Consider the following 19,062-nt stretch of genomic DNA (forward strand, 5'->3'; position numbering starts at 1 on the left):
GACTTCTCCGGTCTGGTGGTTCTGGTTCAACTGCGTTTGTCCGTAAGGGAATTCGGTCAGCGCGGTTCGAGGCACATCGTGGTGGAGCTCGCCTCGGGGCTGGTGATGGCCTTGACGATGTACGCGGCGTAGTGCCCGTACTTGGCCCGGTAGGCGGTGTCCACGACGTCGTTGACCTCGTCGTCGGCGTCGACGATCGTCACGTCTTTCGACACCCCGCCGGCCTGGATACGGCCTTCCTGGCGCGCCCGGGTGCCGCGGTACCAGTCGGAGCCGGGGCCGTTGACGGAACGGACGTAGATGGCGTCGCCGACCCGGACCGCCCAGATGGTGCGCCGACTGCCCAGCTCGCCGCCGCGTCGCAGGGACGCGATCTCCAGTTCCTCCGCGTGATCGATGGTGTCGAGCTCCTGGCTCGTCCAGGCCGATGTCGCCGATGTCGAGGTCATGAGGTCTTCTCCTTGAGGAGGACGGAGGCCGCCGCGGTCAGGGCCACGAGCAGCGCGGCGATCAGGAGGCTGGTGCGCAGCCCGTGCAGGAACTGGGCGTGGTGGGAGACCAGGGCGCCGAACACGGCGACGGACAGGGCGCCGCCGAGTTGGCGGGAGGCGTTCAGTACGCCGCTCGCGGTGCCGGCGCGCTGGGCGGGAATCCGGTCGAGGAGCAGTGAGGTCACCGCCGGTACGGCGAGGCCGCCGCCGGTGCCGACCGGGATCATCAGCAGGACCAGCAGCCAGGCGGGCGCCGACGCCGGCGGAACGCACAGTGCCAACAGGCCCGCGGCCATCAGGAGCTGCCCGGTGATGATCGGCATGCGCGGCCCGAAGCGCGCGGCGAGCCGGGCTGCGGTCGGGCTGACGACCGCGGTCAGCAGCGTCATCGGCAGGAACGCCAGCCCGGTGGCCATCGGCGAGAGGTCCTGTTCCTGCTGGAGGTACAGGCCGAGCAGGAAGATCATCCCGTAGAAGCCGACGTTGAGCGCGAACCCGATGGTCGCCGAGAGTGCCATCGTCCGGGCGCGCAGGAGCTCCAACGGCACCATCGGGTTGTGGCCGCGCGCCTGGGTCAGCAGGAAGACCGCACCCGCCACCACGGCCACCGTCAGGGCGAGCAGTACGCGCGGTGCGCCCAGGCCGACGGCGCCGGTCTCGATCGCCGCGTAGGTCAGGCCGCCCATGGCCGCCACCGCGGCGATCTGCCCGGCCCAGTCGAACGGAGCGTCCGCCCGGCGGGGCGAGCGGGCGGTCCGGGTGAGCAGGAACAGGGCGAGTACGCCCACGGGCAGATTGACGAAGAAGATCATCCGCCAGTCGAGTTCGCTCAGCACACCGCCCAGCACAGGTCCGGCAGCGGCACCCACCGAGCCGCCCATCGCCCACACCGAGATCGCCCGGGCTCGCGCGGCCGGGTCGGGGAACGCCTCGCGGATCAGCGCCAGCGAGGCCGGCACGATCACCGCGGCACCCGCGCCCTGCACCAGCCGGGCCCCGATCAGCACGCCCAGGTTCGGTGCGAAGCCGCAGGCCGCCGAGGCGACGGTGAACACCACGAGCCCCGCCCCGAACGCCTGCCGCGCACCGATCCGGTCGGTCACCGACCCCGCGGACAGCAGCAGCGCGGCGAACATCAGCGTGTAGCCGTCCACCACCCACTGCAGTCCCGTCATCCCGCCGCCGAAGCCGCGCCCGATCTCGGGCAGCGCGACGTTGACGATCAGGGCGTCGAGCGTCATCACGAAGAAGCCGAGCAGCGCGGCCACCAGGGCCCACCGGGCACCGTTGGCGGTGCGGGGCTGCCCGGCGGCGGTGTCGGCCGGCGCCGACGGCTTGTCCGGTGCGACAGAACTGGACACGGGTGGATCTCCTGATGAGGAAACGAGTGGTTGGTGCGGAACGGGTTCTTCGAACCGTCGTCCAGCCTGCTTGCCGAACGTCTCGCGTGACAGGCCGAGCTGTGCCGGGGAGCGCTGTTCGGGGGTGTGACAGGGCCCCCCAGGCACAGCCCGTGGATCAGTCCTGCCCGCCCTGACACACTGGCCGCATGGCACGTGAGCAGCGCAACGGCAGCGACGGCACCGAACTGGGGCGCTTCCTGCGCGCCCACCGCACTCGCGTGACACCCGAGCAGGCCGGTCTCAAGGCCGGCCCCGGCCTGCGGCGCACGCCGGGGCTGCGCCGTGAGGAGCTGGCCACCCTCTCCGGTGTGAGCATCGACTACTACACGCGCCTGGAACGGGGCAAGGAGTCCCACCCCAGCCCCTCCGTCGTCGACGCGCTCGCCCGTGTCCTCTTGTTGGACGAGCACGCCCACGAGCACCTGCGGGACCTCGCGGTGTGCGCCGCCCGCCCCACCGCGGCCGAGCCCCCGACGGCGCCTACTTCCTCGGTGGGGCCCGGGGTCGGGTTGCTGCTGGAGAGCCTGCGGCCCCATCCCGCGGTCGTGGTCGGCCGCACGATGGACCTGCTCGCGTGGAACCCGGGCGGGCTACGGCTGTTCGTGGGCATGGAGCAGTGGCCGGTGGAGAAGCGGAACGTCGCGCGCTGGATCTTCCTCAACCCCGGTGCCCGCACCGTGTTCGACCACTGGGACGAGCAGGTCCGTGCGTGCGTGGGGCGGCTGCGCGCGCTGGCCGGCACCGACCCGGACGCCCCCGACCTCGTCGGGCTCGTCGACGAACTCCTGGCCGAGAGCCCGGAGTTCGTACAGCTCTGGGACCGCTACGACGTCCGGGCGCACACCCACGGCCGTAAGACCTTCCACGTCCCGGACGTCGGGACCCTCACCCTCGACTACCAGTCCATGCAGTTGGAGGGCTTCCCCGGTCACCGGATGGTCGCCCACTACGCCGAGCCCGGCACCCCCGACCACGACAAGATGGTCCTGCTGGACATGGTCGCCACCGGGTCGGACGGGCCCAACGCCGAACCCGCCGAACCCGCCGAGGAGAAGCGGAACTGACGGCCGACGTGGGCTCTCGACCGGGTCAGGGCCGGATCAGGACTTTCAGAGCGGTCCGGTCGGCCATGGCCCGGTATCCGTCCGGTACGCCGTCGAAGCCGACGGTGTGATCGAAGACCCGGCCGGGATCGACCGTGCCGTCGAGGATGTCGGGCAGCAGTTCCTCGATGTAGGCGCGGGCCGGGGCGGCGCCGCCGGTGACCGTGATGTTGCCCATCATCGATTCGAACCCGAGCGGGATCTCCGTGTACTGCGCGACGCCGAGCCGGCTGATCACACCGCCGTGGCGGACGATGCTCAGTGCCGTGTCCATCGCCTCCGTGGCACCGACGGCCTCGATCACCGCGTGCGTTCCGTCGCCGCCGGTCAACTCCCGTACGCGCTCGACGCCTTCCTCGCCGCGCTCGGGCACGATGTCGGTGGCGCCGAAGTCGCGGCCCAGGTCGGTACGGTCCGTGTGCCGGCCCATGAGGATGATCCGCTCGGCGCCGAGCCGTTTGGCGGCCAGCACCGCGCACAGTCCGACCGCACCGTCGCCGATCACGGTGACGGACTTACCGGGGGCGACCCGGGACGTCACGACTCCGTGGTGGCCGGTGCAGTACACGTCGGACAGGGTCAGCAGGGACGGCAGCAGCGCCGAGTCCTCGGCCACCGGCAGCTTCACCAGCGTGCCCTGCGCCTGCGGCACGCGGACGGCCTCGCCCTGGCCGCCGTCCACACCGTTCGGGCCCCACTGGCCGCCGTGACGGCAGGAGGTCTGCAGGCCCTCGCGGCAGAAGTCGCAGGTGTTGTCCGCCCAGACGAAGGGTGCGACCACCAGGTCACCACTCGTCAGCCCGGCGACGTCGGAGCCGACATCCTCGACCACGCCGAGGAACTCGTGGCCCATGCGCCGGCCCTCCTCGGAGGCGGGCATCGAGCCGTACGGCCACAGGTCGCTGCCGCAGACACAGGAGCGCACGACACGTACGACGGCGTCCGTGGAGTTCTGGATCTTGGGGTCGGGCACGTTCTCGACGCGGACATCGCCGGCGCCGTACATCACTGTCGCTCGCATGAGCCTTCTCCCAGAGTGTCGCTGTTCAGCGGGTGCTGCTGCGCGGCGCGTTGTACTCGGCGTCGTCGACCTTCTCCAGCCAGGTCGTCTCCGGGCTGCCGTCGCCCGCGCCCTCCCACATCGCGAGGTGGGTCATGAAGTGGTCGGACGTCGCACCGTGCCAGTGCTCCTCGCCCGGCGGCGTGTGGATCGTGTCGCCGGGGTGAGCCTCGATGACCGTGCCGTCGCGCGTGCCGATCAGGGCGCTGCCGGAGACGATGTGCAGGGTCTGGCCCATGACGTGCGAGTGCCAGTCGGTGCGCGCGCAGGGCGAGAAGCGCACCATGTTGACGCGCATCCGTGAGGGCTCCTCGCCGGCGTGGATCACGTCGAACCAGACGTCCCCGGTGAACCAGTCGGCGGGTGCCTTGACGGTGGGCTGCTTCTTCAGGATTTCCAACGCTCTGCTCCTTGCTGTCCTCGACGATGTCCTTGAGTCGCACGATCGCGCTCATGGCGTCGAGCCGCCCGGCGTAGGCCGCCGAACGGAAATCTCCGATGACATCGACCCTTCCCGCATCACCCGCCGCGTGGCAGGGCGGGCTGTGCAGGGGAGCGGTATTCAGGGGCGTGACAGGGCCCCCCACGCATATGCCGAGGAGGTGGTGGGGGCCCGCAGACTGGAAGACATGAACAGCGAGCAGCGGAACGGCGGGGGCAACGAGCTGGGGAGCTTTCTACGCGCCCGCCGGGCCCGCGTGACCCCGGAAGAGGTCCGCCTGACGGCCGGTTCGGGTCTGCGCCGTACGCCCGGGCTGCGGCGCGAAGAGCTGGCCACCCTGGCCGGGATCAGCATCGACTACTACGTCCGCCTGGAGCGCGGCAAGGAGACCCGGCCCAGCGCGTCCGTGGTCGATTCCCTCGCCCGCGCCCTCCTGCTGGAGGACGACGAGCACGAGCACCTGCGCAGCCTGGCCGCCCGCTCCGCGCGCAGTGCGCCCGAGCCTCCCACCGCGCCCAGCCGCACCGTCCGGCCCGGCGTGAAGCTGCTCCTGGAGAGCCTGCGCCCCCACCCCGCGCACGTCGTCAGCCGTACCAACGACCTGCTCGCCGCCAACCCCGGCGGTATGCGACTTCTTCCCGGTATCCAGGACTGGCCGGCCAGAGAGCGAAACATCGCCCGTTACCTCTTCCTCCACCCCGCCTCGCGTGACCTGTTCCACGACTGGAACACCCAGGTCCGCGGGTGCGTGGCGCGGCTGCGCGCCCTGGCCGGCACCGATCCCGACGCCCCGGACCTGACCCGGCTCGCCGGTGAACTCCTCCTCAAGAGCCCGGAGTTCGCCCGCCTGTGGGAGCGCTACGACGTCAAGGGCCACTCCCATGGCCGCAAGACCTTCCACCACCCCGAGGTCGGCGACCTCACCCTCGGCTACCAGTCCATGGAGTTGGAAGGCACCCCCGGCCACCGCCTGGTGACGTACTACGCCGAGCCGGGCACCGCCGATCACGACGCGATGGCCCTGCTCGACCTGCTGGGGCAGGAACACCTCGCCAAGGGGATGCCGGCAGGCGACGACCGCTCGACGGCAGAGGCGGAGGGCCCCGCGTCCCCCTGACCTGATGGCTTGTCGGCCCCTCGGGCTGTCAGCCCAACGCCGGTGGTCCTGTTGCCACCCGCTCCCCTGCGGACGATCTGAAGGCCGGCCCTCACGGGCATCACGGGCCCGAAGACGAGTTCTACGGCCATGACGCCCGGATGAGGTGGCGAACGCACTGCCGACGGGGAGCCGCAACGCCCTCGGCACGGACAGCCACCGGCGCCAGCTCGCGCGTCACTCTCGATCGACGGCGGCTCGTTACGGCGTCGTCAGCTCACCGGCGCGCAGGGCCGCGGTCACGCCGCCGTCCATCAGGAGGTCGGCCCCCGTGACGAAGCCGGCGTCACGGCCGAGCAGGAAGGCGGCGGCAGCGGCGACCTCCTCGGAGGTGCCGAACCGCTTGGCCGCCGAGGTCTCACGTACCTTGTCGAACCACTCGCGGCGTGGGCCGGAGAGCTCGTCGAGGGCCAGCGGGGTGATGATCACGCCGGGACTGACGGCGTTGACGCGGGCGCCGCGCTTGCCCCACGCCGCGGCCGCGGTCTGCACGCGCAACGAGTTGGCCCGCTTGGACATGGCGTAGGCGTGGACGGACGAGCCGAGCTGCTCAGGCTGCAGGAACGGCAGCGCGAGCAGCTGTGAGGTCTCGGTGGTCGCGAGCGCGTGCTCGATCTCGGGTGCGTAGGGGCTCTCCCGGTGCCCGGCCATGCTGGCGACCACGATGCCGGCCCCGCCGGGCGCGATCACCCGGGCGAAGGCGTCCAGGACATACGCCGTGCCGAGCAGGTCGACGTGCAGCAGCCGCTCGATGGTCGCCTGGGTGGGCGAGACGCCGGCGGCCTGGATCACCTGGGTGACCGCGCCCATCCCGGCCGCCGTGGCGGCCAGCGCCTCGACCTGGGCCAGGTCGGAGATGTCGGTGGCCTGGACGGCAACGTCGTAGCCCTCGCCGTGCAGCTGCTCGGCGGCGGCCCGCGAGGCCTTCTCGTCGTGGGCGGCCAGCAGCAGGGTGCGGCCGGTACCGACGCGGCGGGCGATGGCCAAGCCGATGCTGCCGGGGCCGATGACGACGACGATCTCCTTGGCGGGCCTGTTGTCCGTGCTCATGTGTCGGACTCCCTCGTTCCATGCTCTCGGGGTGGGTTCGGGTGCCCGGGACAGGGCGGACGGACCGGCCGGCTGGTCGTCGCCAGCGCAGCGGATCCGGTCAGGACGTGGAAGCGGCGAACAGAGCAGAGAAGTCGATCTTCCCCTGCCGAAGTTTCCCGTCGCGGTACTCGGCGAACCCACCAAGCGAAACTGTTGGCGGCTGTCCACGAGAGTGGGCGGCTCGTCGGGCTCGGCCAAGTCGGCTGCGTTCGACTCGGTGTCCCCGCGTCGGCTTTGTGCGAGCACACGCGATGTGTCCGATGCCCTCGATCCGCGGTGTCGCGTGTGGCTACTTGGCCGCCCAGTGCCAAGTTAGGCGCCCGGCCTGGTGGGTGACAGGCCGGGCTGTACGGGGGAGCCGTGTTCCAGGCTCTGGCACGGCCCCCCACCCGCCGAACAGTCGCTGCGGCCCTAGCCGAGAGTCGCGCGGGCGTCGCCCGCAGGACGCCGCACGGCGGTGTCGGCCAGTTCCCTCACCTTGTCGGCGGGCACCGGGACGCCCGGGACCTCGAAGAACCAGCGCCCCATCTCCTCGTCGGTCAGCCCGTCGGGCCGTGCCGGCAGGTACGGCTGGACGTAGACGGGGGTGCCCGGCTCGCTGCGCCAGCTGTCGGCAAGAGTGCCGATGTCCACGGCGTCGTAGCCCAGGACGTCCAGCAGCTCGGCGACCTGCACCTTGGCGGCCGGGTCGTCACCGGCGATGGGCAGGGCGCTGCGGTCGTCGGCGCCGGCGGGGCGGGCGGAGCTGAACAGGCGTATGAAGTCGATGCTGTTGAAGGCCTTCACCACCCGGGAGTCGGCCAGGTGTCGCTGGACCAGGGCGCTGGAGGTCTGCTCGCCGGAGTCGAGCTCGGCGATCCGGCCGTCGCGCTCGGGGTAGTAGTTCATGGTGTCGATGACGGTCTTGCCGGCCAGGGCAGCGGCGGGGAGCTGCTCGTAGGTGTTCAGCGGGACGGTCGCCACCACCAGGTCGCCGGCCTGCGCGGCCTCGGCGGGTGTGGCCGCGCGAGCCTGTTCGCCGAGTTCGGCGACGAGGCCGGCGAGCGTCTCGGGACCGCGGGAGTTGCTGACTACGACATTCAGGCCGGCGTTGACCGCCAGGCGGGCCAACGCGCTGCCGATGTTGCCGGCGCCGATGAGGCCGAGGGTCCTGGTCATGGGGCGATCTCCTTGTGGGGTGGGTGGGATGGCAGGACGAGATGGTCAGCGGCCAGCGGTGAGCACTGCGGTGCGCCGGGACCACGAGCCTTCGACGGCGGCCTCCAGCAGGAAGGCGGCGACGTCGGCCCGGGAGATCCTGGGCAGGCCGGGCAGACGGTCGAGTGCGGTCAGGTCGACGGCGTGGACGTCGCCCGCTGCGGGCTTGTTGGTGAGCAGCACCGGATAGGCCAGCGTCCAGTCCAGGCCGGAGGCGGTGAGGATCCGCTCCCCTGCGGCCTTGTCGGCGAAGGTGGCCCTGCCGCCCGAGTTGTAGAGGAACCGGGCGAAGGCGGAGGCCTTGGCCAAGGAGTCGCCGACCCCGAACGCCGACATGACCAGTACGCGCTTGGTTCCGCTGTCCTCGGCGGCCCGCACCAGCGCGCGCGTGGTGTCGGCGATCAGGTTCCCCGGGTCCTTGACCTTGCCGAGACCGAGCGTGCTGATCACCGCGTCGGTGCCGCGCATCGCCTCGGTGAGCGCGCGGGCGTCGCGGACGTCCCCCTCGACCACGGTCAGCCGGTCGGCCGGGGTGATCTTGGAGGCGTCGCGGACGAAGGCGACGACCTCGTGTCCGGCCGCGGTGGCACGCTCCACGAACAGGGTGCCGGTGGCGCCTGTAGCGCCAAGGAGGAGGAATTTCATCGGACAACGTCTCCCTTCAGGAGCCCGTAGCGGCTCATGCTTACGAAAATACAGTACTTACTCTGAATAAGTACATCGCCCGTCTAGCATGAACGCATGAGCAGAGGGACGGACCGCGTGGCCGGGATGAGCGTGTTCGATCCGCAGTGCACGTCGCGGGAGGTACTGGAGCACGCGACGGGCCGCTGGGGTGCCCTGACGCTCGCCGCCCTGGTCGAGGGCCCCCTGCGGTTCGCCGAGGTACGTCGTAACGTGTCCGGGGTCTCCGACCGGATGCTGTGGCAGACCCTCCAGCGCCTGGAGGACGACGGTCTCGTCGCACGCACACCGCACCCCACGGCCGCCAGGCGGGTCGACTACGAACTCACCGGTCTCGGCCGCCCGATCGCCGAGCGCGTCTGCGACCTGATCGACGCCATCTACGAGCAACTGCCCGGCATCGTCGCCCACCAGCGCGCGAACGGCACCGGCTCGGCTCCGCCCGCGGAAGACACGGCGGGCTGAGGCAGTTCCTGGAGTCCACCGGCGGGATCGGCGATGGCAGCACGATCACGGCAGGGAGCCGGAGGGCGGACGCGGGGTCCCCTGCCGGTACGCGGTGTCGGGGAGTTGGCCGTAGCCGCGGCCATCGACCGCCAGGCTCCAACGGTCCTGGCCCTGTGCCGCGTCCCGCCGGTGTTCCACCAACAAGCTCTCGCCGACTCGCAGTACGGCCGTCATGGGCATGCGGCGGTGCGCAGGCCTGCCGCGGTGTACTGAGCGGGCGGTCCACTGCCCCTGCGCCGGGTGCCCCGCCCGGAGTTGAGCTGGACCACCCCGGGCGATCGTGATGCCGTCACGTGCGGCGCCGTCTGCCGCCGAGTGCCGACCGCGCGGATGCGCGTCCGGCCGGTGCCACCGAACACAGAGCTCACTCAGGTGCCACACTGAACAAATGGATCCCGAGCGACAGATCGGCGGCCGGAGCGCCGACAGTGAGCTGGGCTGTTTCCTACGGGCCCGCCGAACCCGGGTCAAGCCTGCGGACGTTGGCCTGTCCATCGGTCCGGGGCCGCGCCGGACACCAGGCCTTCGCCGCGAGGAGCTCGCCACGCTCGCCGGGGTGAGCATCGACTACTACACCCGGCTCGAACGTGGCAAGGAGACCCGGCCCAGCCCGTCCGTCGTCGAGGCCCTCGCCTCCGCTCTGCGGCTGGGCGAGACGGAGCGCACCTACCTGCGCGACCTGGCCGCCAGGACGGCCCGTGGCGGTAACGGAGGCGGACAGCCGGATCGCGCCGGGCAGCGTCCGGCCGTGGACCGGGGCGTCGAACTGCTCCTCCGGACAATGCGGCCCCACCCCGTCCACGTCGTCAGCCGCACCTACGAACTGCTTGCCGCCACTCCCGGCGGTCTGCGCCTGCTGCCCGGTATGAAGGACACCCCGCCCGAGGAGCGCAACGTCGTACGGTGGCTCGCCCTGCATCCGGGGGCCCGCGCCCTGTATCCGGACGACTGGGAGAACCAGATCCGCGGCTGCGTGGCCCGGCTGCGCTCACTCGCCGGCACCGCCCCCGACACCCCGGGGCTCGACCGCCTCATCGCTGAACTACGCGACAAGAGCGCGGACTTCGCCGAGTTGTGGGAGCACTACGACGTCCAGGGGCACACCACAGGCACAAAGACCTTCCACCACCCGGAGTTCGGCGTCTTCACGCTCGGATTTCAAGCCCTCGACCTGGACGGCACCGGCGGTCACCGCCTGATTTTCTACTACGCCGAGCCAGGCACCCCTGCTTATGACGTGATGGTGCTCCTCGACATGGACCAGCCCCGGACCGGGACCGGGTTGGCCACTGGCACCCCCATGGCCAACCGGTAGCGCGTCGGTCACCGGCATGAACTGACCTGTAGATCGTTCACTTGACGGGCCCTGTTTCGTGCGCGGCGTCTACCTGTGCGTGCGGAGTCCGTCGAGGATGAGCGCGAGCATGTGGGGTGCCCGGTCCTGGGGGCTGGACGCGGCGCGCCACAAGGCGCCGGTGAGTTGGAGGAAGTCGCCCGGGTCGGCGTCCGCGCGGATGCTTTCGTCCTTCTTGCCGGCGTCGAGGAGTTCTGTGATGGCGGCGATGACCGGCCCGTAGCTCTGCTCGGTGATCGCCTGGTGTGCGCCCGGGCTGAGGGCGTCGCCGAGGCCATGTTTTCTGCGCATGGCCTCGACGAGGTCGGTCGTCCAGTGGCGGAGCGCTTCCAGTGGCGACATCCGGGCCAGCAGGTCGGGCACGGTGTTGATGATGCGTGCCACCTCGTCCTGGTAGACGGCCAGGACCAGCGACTCGCGGGTGGGGAAGTTGCGGTACAGGGTGCCCGCGCCGACTCCCGCGCGCTGGGAGATCTGGTTCATCGACGTGCTGCCGTCCGCCGCGAGCGCTTCGCGTGCGGCGGCGAGGATGCGTGCCCTGTTCTCGCGGGCGTCTGAGCGGACCACAGGACCTCACCTTGCTAAGTGGAGAGCTCTCCACTACGTTATTCGGAGAGCTCTCCACATACTTTAAGGAGCGTCATGCATTACATCAAGCTGGGCATGACCGGCCTCGACGTATCCCCGATCGCGATCGGCGCGATGACCTACGGCGAGCCCGACCGCGGGCACCCCGTCTGGTCGAAGGGCGAAGAAGACGCGCGCCCGCTCATCAAGCACGCGCTGGAGGCGGGGATCAACTTCTTCGACACCGCGAACATGTACTCCAACGGTTCCAGCGAGGAGATCCTCGGCCGGGCGCTCAAGGACTTCGCCGACCGCGATGCCGTGGTGATCGCCACGAAACTGCGGCACCCCATGCGGCTGGGACCCAACGGACGGGGACTGTCGCGCAAGGCGGTCATGACCGAGGTCGACCACTCGCTGCGCCGCCTCGGAACCGACTACATCGACCTCTACCAGATCCACCGCAACGACCACGCGACGCCGCTGGAGGAAACCCTCGAAGCCCTCAGCGACCTCGTCAAGGCGGGCAAGGTGCGCTATCTCGGCGCCTCGTCCATGCACGCGTGGGAGTTCGCCAAGGCGCTGCACCTGCAGAAGCTGAACGGCTGGGCACGGTTCGTGTCGATGCAGGACCACTACAACCTGCTCGCCCGCGAGGAGGAGCGGGAGATGATCCCGCTGTGCCTGGACGAAGGCGTCGGCACGATCATCTGGTCGCCGTTGGCCCGCGGTCGCCTCACCCGCGCGTGGGACGACGCCCGCTCGACGGTGCGCTCCGAGACGGACGGTGCCTACGCGGACCTGCTCTACTCGCCGGCCGAGGAGGCGTCCAACCGCGCGATCGTCGACGCGGTCGGGCAGGTCGCCGCCGCGCACGGCGTCAGCCGCGCACAGGTCGCGCTCGCCTGGCTGCGACGCCAGCCGGTCGTCACCGCGCCGCTGGTCGGCGCCGGCTCGGTCCGGCAGATCGACGAGGCTGTGGCTTCCCTCGACATCGAGCTCACCGACGACGAAGTGCGCGCCCTGGAGGCCCCGTACACGCCCCGGTACGACTGGCAGGGCGTCTCGGACGAAGCCGAGTTGGAGGCCATCCGCAGGCGCGTCCCCGGAATGGCTCTCGCATGAACACCATCGTCCGCTCCGGCGCTGCTGCGCGCGCCGGAGCCCTCTTCCTCCTTCTCGGCCCGCTCGTGTCCTGGGTCGCCGAGTTCGTCACCGCCGCCGCATGGCAGGACCCGCCGTACTCGCCCCTGTACAACTGGGTCAGCCACCTCGGCCTGACCGGTCCCCCACAGACCGCGTTCGGACAGGTCGCCAACTCCCCCCTGGGCGCCGTCATGGACACAGGCTGGGTGATCTACGGCACCCTCTTGATCGTCGGCACGTTCCTCGTGTTCGACCCGCGCAAGGGCACCCGCCCGGTCAGCATCATGATCCTCGCTGTCCTCGCCGGCGTCGGGGTCTCGCTCGTCGGCATCTTCCAGGGCTCCAACGCCAACGTCGACAACGGCCTGATCGCGTTCCACACCGTCGGCGCGCAGGGCGTCATGCTCGCCGGCAACATCATGGCGATCGTCGTCGGCGCCGGCGGAACCCGCATCGGTCTCACCAGGGGCCGGTCGGTCGCGAGCATCGCCCTCGGCACCGTCGGGCTGATCGCGTTCCCCCTCTTCATGGCCGACGTGTTCACCGGCTGGATGTGGGACATCGGGCTGTTCGAGCGCGCCGTGATCTACCCGATCATGATCGGCCACGCCCTCCTCGGAAGCAGCGTGGCCGCCGCGCAACGGCATCGCGCGACGCACCCGCCGGCACCCCTTATTGCACGAGTCGAGAACTGAGGACAGACAGATGACACAGGTACTGGTCACCGGCGGAACGGGATTCATCGGGAGCTGGTGCGTGACGGCGCTGCTCGACGCAGGGCACACCGTACGCACGACAGTTCGCGACCTGGGGCGTGAGCCGGCACTGCGCTCCTGGTTGCACGCGGCCACACAGTTCGACGACGACCGTCTCACGGTCGTACGCGCCGACCTCGAACACCCCGACGGCTGGGACACCGCTGTCGCCGACTGCGACTTCGTCCTCCACGTCGCCTCGCCGACCCTGCGCCACATGCCGGCGACCGACGACGAGTTGGTGGTCCCGGCACGCGAGGGCGTCCTGCGGGTGCTGCGCGCAGCCCGCGACGCCCGCGTACGCCGGGTCGTGCTGACAAGCGCCTTCGGTGCCATCGGGTTCGGGCACCCCCCGCGCTCGACCCCGTTCACCGAGGAGGACTGGACCGACGTGGACAGCGGCATCCCGCCCTACCAGCGCTCCAAGACGCTCGCCGAGCGCGCCGCTTGGCAGTTCGTCCAGGAGGAGGGCGGTGGTCTGGAGCTGGCAGCGGTTCATCCCGTGGGGGTCCTCGGCCCGCTGCTCGGCCTGGACGACCCGCCGTCCCTGCGTCTTGTGCGCAGAATGCTCGAGGGACAGGTTCCTGCGTGCCCACCCTTCGGGATGGGATTCGTCGACGTCCGCGACGTCGCGGATCTGCATCTGCGCGCGATGACCGATCCGGCAGCCGCCGGCGAACGCTTCCTGGCAATCGCCGGGCACAGTTTGCGCGTCGTCGACATCGCGCGCATTCTGCATGACCGCCTCGGCGAGCGCGCCGCGAAGGCCCCGACCCGTGAACTGCCCGTGTGGCTCGCACGCGCACTGGGCATCGTGAACCCCGAACTGCGACTGCTCAGGCACCAGTTGGGCCGCGATCTCGACGCCACGAGCGCCAAGGCGGAGAAGCTTCTCGGGTGGCGAGCGCGTCCCATCGAGGACACCATCGCTGACACCGCGGAGAGCCTCCTCGCCCACGGCATCGGGACATGACCGGCTCATGACTCCGTACGGAAGCCGGGAGGCGTCTCGGTCACGACCGTGTACGCCGTCGCTGTTCGGCCGTCACGTCCGGATGCGCGGCGGGTCGGGGAACGGTCAGGTCGAGCAGGAGCATCGCGTCGTGGTCGGCGGTGCCAGGTTCGGCGGTGTAGACGCCGAGGCGCTGGCCGGGGGTGCCCTCAAGGTGCATGCTCTGACCGCTGAGGGTCAGGATGCCGACCTCGGGGTGGTGGAACGTCTTCTGGATCTTCTTGCGGCCGACGACGTCGTAGCGCTCCCACAGCTTGGCGAAGTCGGGGCTCTTGAGCAGGAGTTCACCCACCAGGTGGGTGAGGTCGGGGGCGTCCGGGTCGATGCCGGACTGGGCGCGCAACCGGGCGACGCAGCCGCGGACCTGGTAGTCCCAGTCGGGGAACAGCGTGGGCGCGGTCGGGTGCAGGAAGAGGTAGCGGGCGATGTTGCGTTGGCCGGCGGGCCAGTCGGAGAGGCCTGCGAACAGGGCGAGGCCGCCGGGGTTCCAGGCCAGCAGGTCCATGCTGCGGCTGATGACGTAGGCGGGGCTCGGGCGCAGCGTCTCCAGGACCAGCTTCAGGTGCGGGCTCACGGTGCGGCTCGGCGACGAGGGTTCGGGCGCGTACCGCGCGGCCCGGGTGGCGAGCTCGCGCAGGTGCTGGTGCTCGGCGTCGTCGAGACGCAGGGCACGGGCGAGAGCGTCGAGTACGGCCGGGCTGGGCCGGGTCTCCCTGCCGCGCTCCAGACGGACGTAGTAGTCGATGCTGATGCCGGAGAGCGTGGCCAGTTCCTCGCGGCGCAGACCGGGGGTACGGCGCAGTCCGGTGCCCACGGTGAGGCCGACCTGGTCGGGGCTCGTCCGGGTGCGTCGCGCGCGCAGGAACCGGCCCAGCTCGCCGCCGTCGCCCCGGCCGGTGCTCTGCTCGGATGCCATGCCGCCAGTGTCACACCGCGCTGACCTGGGCGGCAGGCGCGTGGGAGGCCCTGTCATTACCCCGAACACCGCTCCCCGGCACAACTCGACCTGCCACTGGGGGCGCAGAGGAGGGATGCTCGAAGAACCCGCGAAAGGTAAGGAACGCCCCATGCAGACCGTCACCCTCAACAACGGCGTCGAGATGCCGATCCTCGGTTTCGGCGTCTACCAGATCCCGCCGGAGCAGACCGAGCAGGCCGTCAGCGACGCCCTCGCCGCGGGCTACCGACTGCTCGACACAGCTGCCGCCTACGGGAACGAGGAGGCCGTCGGCCGCGCGATCAAGAACAGTGGCGTCCCGCGCCAGGAGCTGTTCGTCACCACCAAGCTGTGGGTCCAGGACGCGCCTGCCGAGGAGAACACCAAGCGCGCCTTCGAGACGTCGCTGACCAAGCTCGGCCTAGACCATCTCGACCTGTACCTGATGCACCAGCCCTTCGGTGACGTGTACGGCCAGTGGCGCGCCATGGAGGCCCTCAACCGCGCAGGCCGGGTCAAGGCGATCGGCGTCGCCAACTTCTACCCCGACCGGCTCCTCGACCTGGTCCTCAACAACGAGATCACCCCTGCGGTCAACCAGATCGAGACCCATCCGTTCTTCCAGCGCACCGCCGACCAGGAGCTCATGCGCGAGCACGGGGTCCAGATCCAGTCGTGGGGCGGGTTCGCCGAGGGCAAGAACGACATCTTCACCCACCCGGTCCTGAGCGAGATCGGCGCGAAACACGACAAGTCCGTGGCCCAGGTCGTACTCCGCTGGCTGACCCAGCGCGGCGTCGTCGCGATCCCCAAGTCGGTCCGTGCCGACCGCATGGCGGAGAACTTCGACATCTTCGACTTCGAGCTCACCGACGACCAGATGGCGGCCATCGCCACGCTGGAGACCGGGGCGACGCTGTTCTTCGACCACCACGACCCGGCGATGGTCAACTGGCTCAGCGCACGGCGACTGGACAGCTGAGCCGGCAGACGGCAGCGGCCGCACGGGCACTCCTCCTGTGCGGCCCCCAGGCATCCGCCCGTGAGGGACACCTCCTCGGTGTCCCTCACGACGGCACCCATCTCACGGACCAGGACCTCGCCGTGCCCACCGAGCAGAACATCACCGACGTACTCATGGTCGGCGCGACCGGCAGCATCGGACGGCTCGCCGTGCAGGCCGCACAACGGCATGGTCTGCGCCCCCGGGCACTGGTACGCGACGTACGGCGAGGCGAAAAACCGCTCCCCGGCGTCGAACTGGTGCAGGGCGACCTCGAGGATCCCGCTTCCCTGCAGGGTGCGGTCGGCGGAGCCGATGCGATCGTCCTCACCCACGGGTCCGAGCGCGACGGCCGACCGGACGCCCGGGCGCACGTCGACTACGGCGGCGTACGCAACATCCTGCAGGCCCTCGACGGCGCCCGGCCGCGCGTGGCACTGATGACCTCCGTCCACGCCACGCGCAGCGACGTTCCCGGGGCCACCCCGTGGAAGCGGCGCTCCGAACGTCTCTTGCGGGCCGGCGGCGTGCCGTACACGATCGTCCGCCCCGGCGGGTTCGACCACGCCGGCCCTTCCCAACGCCGGCTCGTCCTGGAGCAGGACGGCACGGCCGACGGCGGGATCGCGCGCGGCCAGATCGCCGAGACGCTCGTACGCAGCCTGCTGACCGACACCGCACTCGGCAAGACGTTCGAGCTCATCGCCATCGAGGGGAACGAGCCGTCCGACTGGGCCGGACTCTTCGACGCCCTGAAGAACGACGAACACGGCTCCGTGGACGGCGTGCTGGACCCGGCCGACCTCCCCGTCGAAGCCGAACCGCGGGCAGTACGCGCGGATCTCGACACGGTCCGTTCCCTGAACGGAAGCAGTGGATGACAGCGCGCGGACTCGGCACCGCGAAGAACAGACCCGCCACGTCGGGACGACGCACGCTCCTTCGTGGGGCACTTCTGGGAGGAGCCACCGCCATGACCGGCGTACAGATCACGGGCTGTTCCCCGTCGCAGCCGAGCGGGGCGGCGCCCGAGGCCAGTGAGCGAACCGGGGCGACGTCCTCGTCCGGGAAACGGATACTGCTGGCCTACTTCTCCCGGGCGGGCGAGAACTACTACAACGGCGGGCGTACCGACCTCAAGACCGGAAACACCGAGGTCCTCGCCCGCATGATCAGCGAGCACATCGAGTGCGACGTGCACCGCATCGAAGCCGCCGATGCCTACTCCGACGACTACGACGCGACGGTCGCGCGCAACGTCCGCGAACAGGACGCCGACGCACGGCCGGCCATCGCCAACCCCCTGTCCTCGATCGACCGTTACGACGTGGTGTTGCTGGGCAGCCCCATCTGGAACGTCCGGGCGCCCATGATCATGTCGACCTTCGCCGAGAGCCACGACTTCCGCGGCAGGACGGTCCATCCGGTCACGACGTATGCGATGAGCGGACTGGGCACGACCGAGCGCGACTACGCGGCGATCTGCCCGGGCGCGACCATCGGGAAAGGACTCGCGGTGCGCGGCGAGGAAGTCGCGAAGGCCGACGCCGAGGTCCGGTCGTGGCTGCGGCGCATCGGTGCTCTCCGGAATTGACCTGTTCCCACGTCACGTCAGCGCGCGGGGCTCATCCTGATCGCGCCGCCAACTCCCCACGCACAGCGCCGACTTGACCGGTCCGTGCGGGTGAGGGAGAGGGGCGGTGGAGATCGTGGAGCGAGGTGGGCGGTCACAGTGCCGTGACGTCGGTGCGCCGGTTGTCCGGCTTGAACGGGAGTGTGGTGACCGTCGCCCGGATCTCCCGCTGCGGGGTGCCTGGTCGGCCCCACAGGACGGCGACCTCCGTGCCGGGCGTCGCGTGCGCGGGGTCGAGCACGCAGAGGGAGATCATCGCCCGCAGGGTCGGGCTCACGGTGCGGCCCGTGGCCACGCCCACCGGGTCGCCGGAGACCAGCACCTGGTCGAAGTGAGGACCGCGACCACGGGGCATCTCCATCTGGTCGGGCAGCTCGGCCTCGCTCAGGAGCGAGGTGAGGATGCCGGCCACATCCTGCTCGCCCCAGCGCAGACCGACCAACTGGCGGGCGGGAACGCCACTTTCGGCGTCCCTGACGAGCGCATCCCGGCCGACGAAGTCGCGGTCGGGGACGCCCTTGCGGAATCCCCAGCCGAGTTCGCCCGGCTTGCGGAAGTAGTCGGTCACCCCGCCCGCCGGGACGAAACTGCCGGTCGGCACACCCTTGCGGAACTGCCTCGGCGCACCCGGCGTGAGGATCGACGCCGGCAGATAGTCGAGACCGTTGGTCGCGATCCCGGCCTCGATGTGCTGAACAGGCTGGGCCCGGAAGCCGAGTTGACGGATGCCGACGTCCTGCCCGCTCGCCACGACCGCCGCCCAGATCTCGTTGGCGTGCTCGGTCGGCCCGTGCAGCTCGTACCCGAGCTCGCCCGAGATCCCGGTGCGCAGGACCCGTACCGGCACCCCGTCGACCGTCGACATACGGCTGCGGCTGAAGCCGATGTCGCGGAGATCGTCCCCTGTCAGCTTCTCCAACGCGGCCAAGGACGCCGGTCCTTGGACGCCGAAGACGAAGCGGTCGGGGCTGACGTCGGTCGCCGCCGCGTCCCAACCGCCCTGGCTCAACTGCCACAGCAGCCAGTCGCAACTGCCCGCGGTGTAGAGGAACTCCTCGGGGCCGAGCCGGCACAGCACGCCCTCGGAGGCGATCCAGCCGTTCTCGTCCAGCTGCACATGGTGCTTGATCTGTCCGGTCTCGAAACGGGACAGGTCCCGCATCCCCAACCGGCTCAGGAAGGCGAGCGCCTGCGGGCCATGCACCCTCACCTTGTGCAGCGAAGTCCAGTCGCCGACGTAGCACGAGCCGACATGCGCGGCGCTCTCCTCGACCCAGTCCGTGTACTCCTCGGGGAGCAGGAGCTGCGCGAAGCGGCCGTAGGTGCCCCGCGTGTTGCCCTCGTCCTGAGCCGCGGCGGCCGGGCTGAACATCGCCGGCCGCTCGGTGATGAACGGTGCGTCGTGCAGTCTGAGGACCGCTTCATAGGTACTGCGCTGTTGTGCGACCAAGTCCATTTCACACTCCATCGGGTGGACGGCGTCGTCCAGAGCGCCGCCGGGGCGCCGGCACCGACTAGAT

Annotated in this window: 21 protein-coding genes; 10 read left to right on the top strand and 11 right to left on the bottom strand. The window is 70.4% G+C overall.

All coding sequences use genetic code 11. The features are described from left to right. Positions 1-56 precede the first annotated feature (56 nt). Both OO70_RS29125 and OO70_RS29130 read right to left on the bottom strand, forming a co-directional pair. On the bottom strand, positions 57-449 hold the full coding sequence (locus tag OO70_RS29125; RefSeq protein WP_043677563.1) for a DUF2255 family protein: 393 nt from the start codon (positions 447-449) through the stop codon (positions 57-59). Continuing rightward, a complete protein-coding gene (locus tag OO70_RS29130; RefSeq protein WP_043677564.1) occupies positions 446-1,852 on the bottom strand; it encodes an MFS transporter in 1,407 nt (468 codons plus the stop codon). Before OO70_RS29130 ends, OO70_RS29125 begins: the two co-directional genes overlap by 4 nt. Before the next feature lie 188 nt (positions 1,853-2,040). On the opposite strand from OO70_RS29130, the gene OO70_RS29135 reads away from it, so the two are divergent. Further along, positions 2,041-2,958, top strand: a complete 918-nt coding sequence (locus OO70_RS29135) for a helix-turn-helix transcriptional regulator (RefSeq protein ID WP_043677565.1) — start codon at positions 2,041-2,043, stop codon at positions 2,956-2,958. Positions 2,959-2,983: 25 nt separating this feature from the next. Here the strand turns inward: OO70_RS29135 and OO70_RS29140 are convergent, their stop codons facing one another. Together OO70_RS29140 and OO70_RS29145 are read right to left on the bottom strand one after the other, a co-directional pair. Next, a complete protein-coding gene (locus OO70_RS29140) occupies positions 2,984-4,018 on the bottom strand; it encodes a zinc-binding dehydrogenase (RefSeq protein WP_043677567.1) in 1,035 nt (344 codons plus the stop codon). A gap of 25 nt (positions 4,019-4,043) precedes the next feature. Then, positions 4,044-4,457: a (R)-mandelonitrile lyase gene (locus OO70_RS29145; protein WP_043677569.1), complete on the bottom strand. Its 414-nt coding sequence runs from the start codon at positions 4,455-4,457 to the stop codon at positions 4,044-4,046. Between the two features lie 229 nt (positions 4,458-4,686). Between OO70_RS29145 and OO70_RS29150 the strand changes: the two genes are divergently transcribed. After that, the gene (locus OO70_RS29150; RefSeq protein ID WP_078651595.1) at positions 4,687-5,616 is read left to right on the top strand and encodes a helix-turn-helix transcriptional regulator; all 930 of its coding nucleotides are present in this window, start codon (positions 4,687-4,689) and stop codon (positions 5,614-5,616) included. A gap of 240 nt (positions 5,617-5,856) precedes the next feature. Here OO70_RS29150 and OO70_RS29155 read toward each other — a convergent pair whose 3' ends face one another. The 3 genes from OO70_RS29155 to OO70_RS29165 all read right to left on the bottom strand — a co-directional run bounded on the left by OO70_RS29155 (position 5,857) and on the right by OO70_RS29165 (position 8,589). Beyond that, the gene (locus OO70_RS29155) at positions 5,857-6,705 is read right to left on the bottom strand and encodes an SDR family oxidoreductase (protein WP_043677571.1); all 849 of its coding nucleotides are present in this window, start codon (positions 6,703-6,705) and stop codon (positions 5,857-5,859) included. Between the two features lie 453 nt (positions 6,706-7,158). Beyond that, positions 7,159-7,935 carry an NADPH-dependent F420 reductase gene (locus tag OO70_RS29160; protein ID WP_324604881.1) on the bottom strand — a complete coding sequence of 259 codons (777 nt, stop codon included), beginning with the start codon at positions 7,933-7,935 and terminating at the stop codon, positions 7,159-7,161. A gap of 15 nt (positions 7,936-7,950) precedes the next feature. Further along, positions 7,951-8,589, bottom strand: coding sequence for an NAD(P)-dependent oxidoreductase (locus OO70_RS29165; RefSeq protein ID WP_043677575.1), 639 nt, complete (start codon positions 8,587-8,589; stop codon positions 7,951-7,953). A 96-nt stretch (positions 8,590-8,685) separates the two neighbouring features. On the opposite strand from OO70_RS29165, the gene OO70_RS29170 reads away from it, so the two are divergent. Beyond that, positions 8,686-9,093, top strand: coding sequence for a winged helix-turn-helix transcriptional regulator (locus OO70_RS29170; RefSeq protein WP_051741707.1), 408 nt, complete (start codon positions 8,686-8,688; stop codon positions 9,091-9,093). 45 nt (positions 9,094-9,138) lie between these two features. On the opposite strand, the gene OO70_RS54770 is transcribed toward OO70_RS29170, so the two are convergent. Beyond that, on the bottom strand, positions 9,139-9,315 hold the full coding sequence (locus OO70_RS54770; protein ID WP_158711531.1) for a hypothetical protein: 177 nt from the start codon (positions 9,313-9,315) through the stop codon (positions 9,139-9,141). A 208-nt stretch (positions 9,316-9,523) separates the two neighbouring features. Here OO70_RS54770 and OO70_RS29175 point away from each other — a divergent pair, with 208 nt between their 5' ends. Further along, the gene (locus OO70_RS29175) at positions 9,524-10,450 is read left to right on the top strand and encodes a helix-turn-helix transcriptional regulator (protein ID WP_043677577.1); all 927 of its coding nucleotides are present in this window, start codon (positions 9,524-9,526) and stop codon (positions 10,448-10,450) included. A 69-nt stretch (positions 10,451-10,519) separates the two neighbouring features. Here OO70_RS29175 and OO70_RS29180 read toward each other — a convergent pair whose 3' ends face one another. Then, entirely contained in the window at positions 10,520-11,056 is a 537-nt protein-coding gene (locus OO70_RS29180) for a TetR/AcrR family transcriptional regulator (protein ID WP_043677579.1), read from the bottom strand. Between the two features lie 75 nt (positions 11,057-11,131). Between OO70_RS29180 and OO70_RS29185 the strand changes: the two genes are divergently transcribed. The 3 genes from OO70_RS29185 to OO70_RS29195 are packed head-to-tail and all read left to right on the top strand — an operon-like array spanning position 11,132 to position 13,930. Next, the gene (locus tag OO70_RS29185; protein WP_043677581.1) at positions 11,132-12,181 is read left to right on the top strand and encodes an aldo/keto reductase; all 1,050 of its coding nucleotides are present in this window, start codon (positions 11,132-11,134) and stop codon (positions 12,179-12,181) included. Then, the gene (locus tag OO70_RS52780) at positions 12,178-12,897 is read left to right on the top strand and encodes a DUF998 domain-containing protein (RefSeq protein ID WP_078651596.1); all 720 of its coding nucleotides are present in this window, start codon (positions 12,178-12,180) and stop codon (positions 12,895-12,897) included. Before OO70_RS29185 ends, OO70_RS52780 begins: the two co-directional genes overlap by 4 nt. Positions 12,898-12,907: 10 nt before the next feature. Then, positions 12,908-13,930, top strand: coding sequence for an NAD-dependent epimerase/dehydratase family protein (locus tag OO70_RS29195; RefSeq protein WP_043677583.1), 1,023 nt, complete (start codon positions 12,908-12,910; stop codon positions 13,928-13,930). 40 nt (positions 13,931-13,970) lie between these two features. Here the strand turns inward: OO70_RS29195 and OO70_RS29200 are convergent, their stop codons facing one another. Next, positions 13,971-14,885 carry a helix-turn-helix transcriptional regulator gene (locus tag OO70_RS29200; RefSeq protein WP_043677586.1) on the bottom strand — a complete coding sequence of 305 codons (915 nt, stop codon included), beginning with the start codon at positions 14,883-14,885 and terminating at the stop codon, positions 13,971-13,973. Positions 14,886-15,036: 151 nt separating this feature from the next. On the opposite strand from OO70_RS29200, the gene OO70_RS29205 reads away from it, so the two are divergent. The 3 genes from OO70_RS29205 to OO70_RS29215 all read left to right on the top strand — a co-directional run bounded on the left by OO70_RS29205 (position 15,037) and on the right by OO70_RS29215 (position 17,503). Continuing rightward, on the top strand, positions 15,037-15,888 hold the full coding sequence (locus tag OO70_RS29205; protein ID WP_043677588.1) for an aldo/keto reductase: 852 nt from the start codon (positions 15,037-15,039) through the stop codon (positions 15,886-15,888). Between the two features lie 122 nt (positions 15,889-16,010). Further along, on the top strand, positions 16,011-16,790 hold the full coding sequence (locus tag OO70_RS29210) for an SDR family oxidoreductase (RefSeq protein ID WP_234336956.1): 780 nt from the start codon (positions 16,011-16,013) through the stop codon (positions 16,788-16,790). Between the two features lie 92 nt (positions 16,791-16,882). Further along, on the top strand, positions 16,883-17,503 hold the full coding sequence (locus OO70_RS29215) for a flavodoxin (RefSeq protein WP_043677590.1): 621 nt from the start codon (positions 16,883-16,885) through the stop codon (positions 17,501-17,503). 133 nt (positions 17,504-17,636) lie between these two features. Here the strand turns inward: OO70_RS29215 and OO70_RS29220 are convergent, their stop codons facing one another. Beyond that, a complete protein-coding gene (locus OO70_RS29220; RefSeq protein WP_043677592.1) occupies positions 17,637-18,998 on the bottom strand; it encodes a glycine cleavage T C-terminal barrel domain-containing protein in 1,362 nt (453 codons plus the stop codon). Between the last annotated feature and the right edge of the window lie 64 nt (positions 18,999-19,062).

Source organism: Streptomyces xylophagus, from assembly GCF_000716435.1.
Classification (GTDB): Bacteria; Actinomycetota; Actinomycetes; order Streptomycetales; family Streptomycetaceae; genus Streptomyces; species Streptomyces xylophagus.

What these genes read in the sequence shown, in the direction of transcription:
- OO70_RS29205 (WP_043677588.1), top strand. Translation starts at nt 15,037, where the DNA reads ATGCAGACCGTCACCCTCAACAACGGCGTCGAGATGCCGATCCTCGGT.
- OO70_RS29155 (WP_043677571.1), bottom strand. Translation starts at nt 6,705, where the DNA reads ATGAGCACGGACAACAGGCCCGCCAAGGAGATCGTCGTCGTCATCGGC.
- OO70_RS29140 (WP_043677567.1), bottom strand. Translation starts at nt 4,018, where the DNA reads ATGCGAGCGACAGTGATGTACGGCGCCGGCGATGTCCGCGTCGAGAAC.
- OO70_RS29170 (WP_051741707.1), top strand. Translation starts at nt 8,686, where the DNA reads ATGAGCAGAGGGACGGACCGCGTGGCCGGGATGAGCGTGTTCGATCCG.
- OO70_RS29185 (WP_043677581.1), top strand. Translation starts at nt 11,132, where the DNA reads ATGCATTACATCAAGCTGGGCATGACCGGCCTCGACGTATCCCCGATC.
- OO70_RS29125 (WP_043677563.1), bottom strand. Translation starts at nt 449, where the DNA reads ATGACCTCGACATCGGCGACATCGGCCTGGACGAGCCAGGAGCTCGAC.
- OO70_RS52780 (WP_078651596.1), top strand. Translation starts at nt 12,178, where the DNA reads ATGAACACCATCGTCCGCTCCGGCGCTGCTGCGCGCGCCGGAGCCCTC.
- OO70_RS29150 (WP_078651595.1), top strand. Translation starts at nt 4,687, where the DNA reads ATGAACAGCGAGCAGCGGAACGGCGGGGGCAACGAGCTGGGGAGCTTT.
- OO70_RS29220 (WP_043677592.1), bottom strand. Translation starts at nt 18,998, where the DNA reads ATGGACTTGGTCGCACAACAGCGCAGTACCTATGAAGCGGTCCTCAGA.
- OO70_RS29175 (WP_043677577.1), top strand. Translation starts at nt 9,524, where the DNA reads ATGGATCCCGAGCGACAGATCGGCGGCCGGAGCGCCGACAGTGAGCTG.
- OO70_RS29200 (WP_043677586.1), bottom strand. Translation starts at nt 14,885, where the DNA reads ATGGCATCCGAGCAGAGCACCGGCCGGGGCGACGGCGGCGAGCTGGGC.
- OO70_RS29135 (WP_043677565.1), top strand. Translation starts at nt 2,041, where the DNA reads ATGGCACGTGAGCAGCGCAACGGCAGCGACGGCACCGAACTGGGGCGC.
- OO70_RS29215 (WP_043677590.1), top strand. Translation starts at nt 16,883, where the DNA reads ATGACCGGCGTACAGATCACGGGCTGTTCCCCGTCGCAGCCGAGCGGG.
- OO70_RS29165 (WP_043677575.1), bottom strand. Translation starts at nt 8,589, where the DNA reads ATGAAATTCCTCCTCCTTGGCGCTACAGGCGCCACCGGCACCCTGTTC.
- OO70_RS29195 (WP_043677583.1), top strand. Translation starts at nt 12,908, where the DNA reads ATGACACAGGTACTGGTCACCGGCGGAACGGGATTCATCGGGAGCTGG.
- OO70_RS54770 (WP_158711531.1), bottom strand. Translation starts at nt 9,315, where the DNA reads ATGCCCATGACGGCCGTACTGCGAGTCGGCGAGAGCTTGTTGGTGGAA.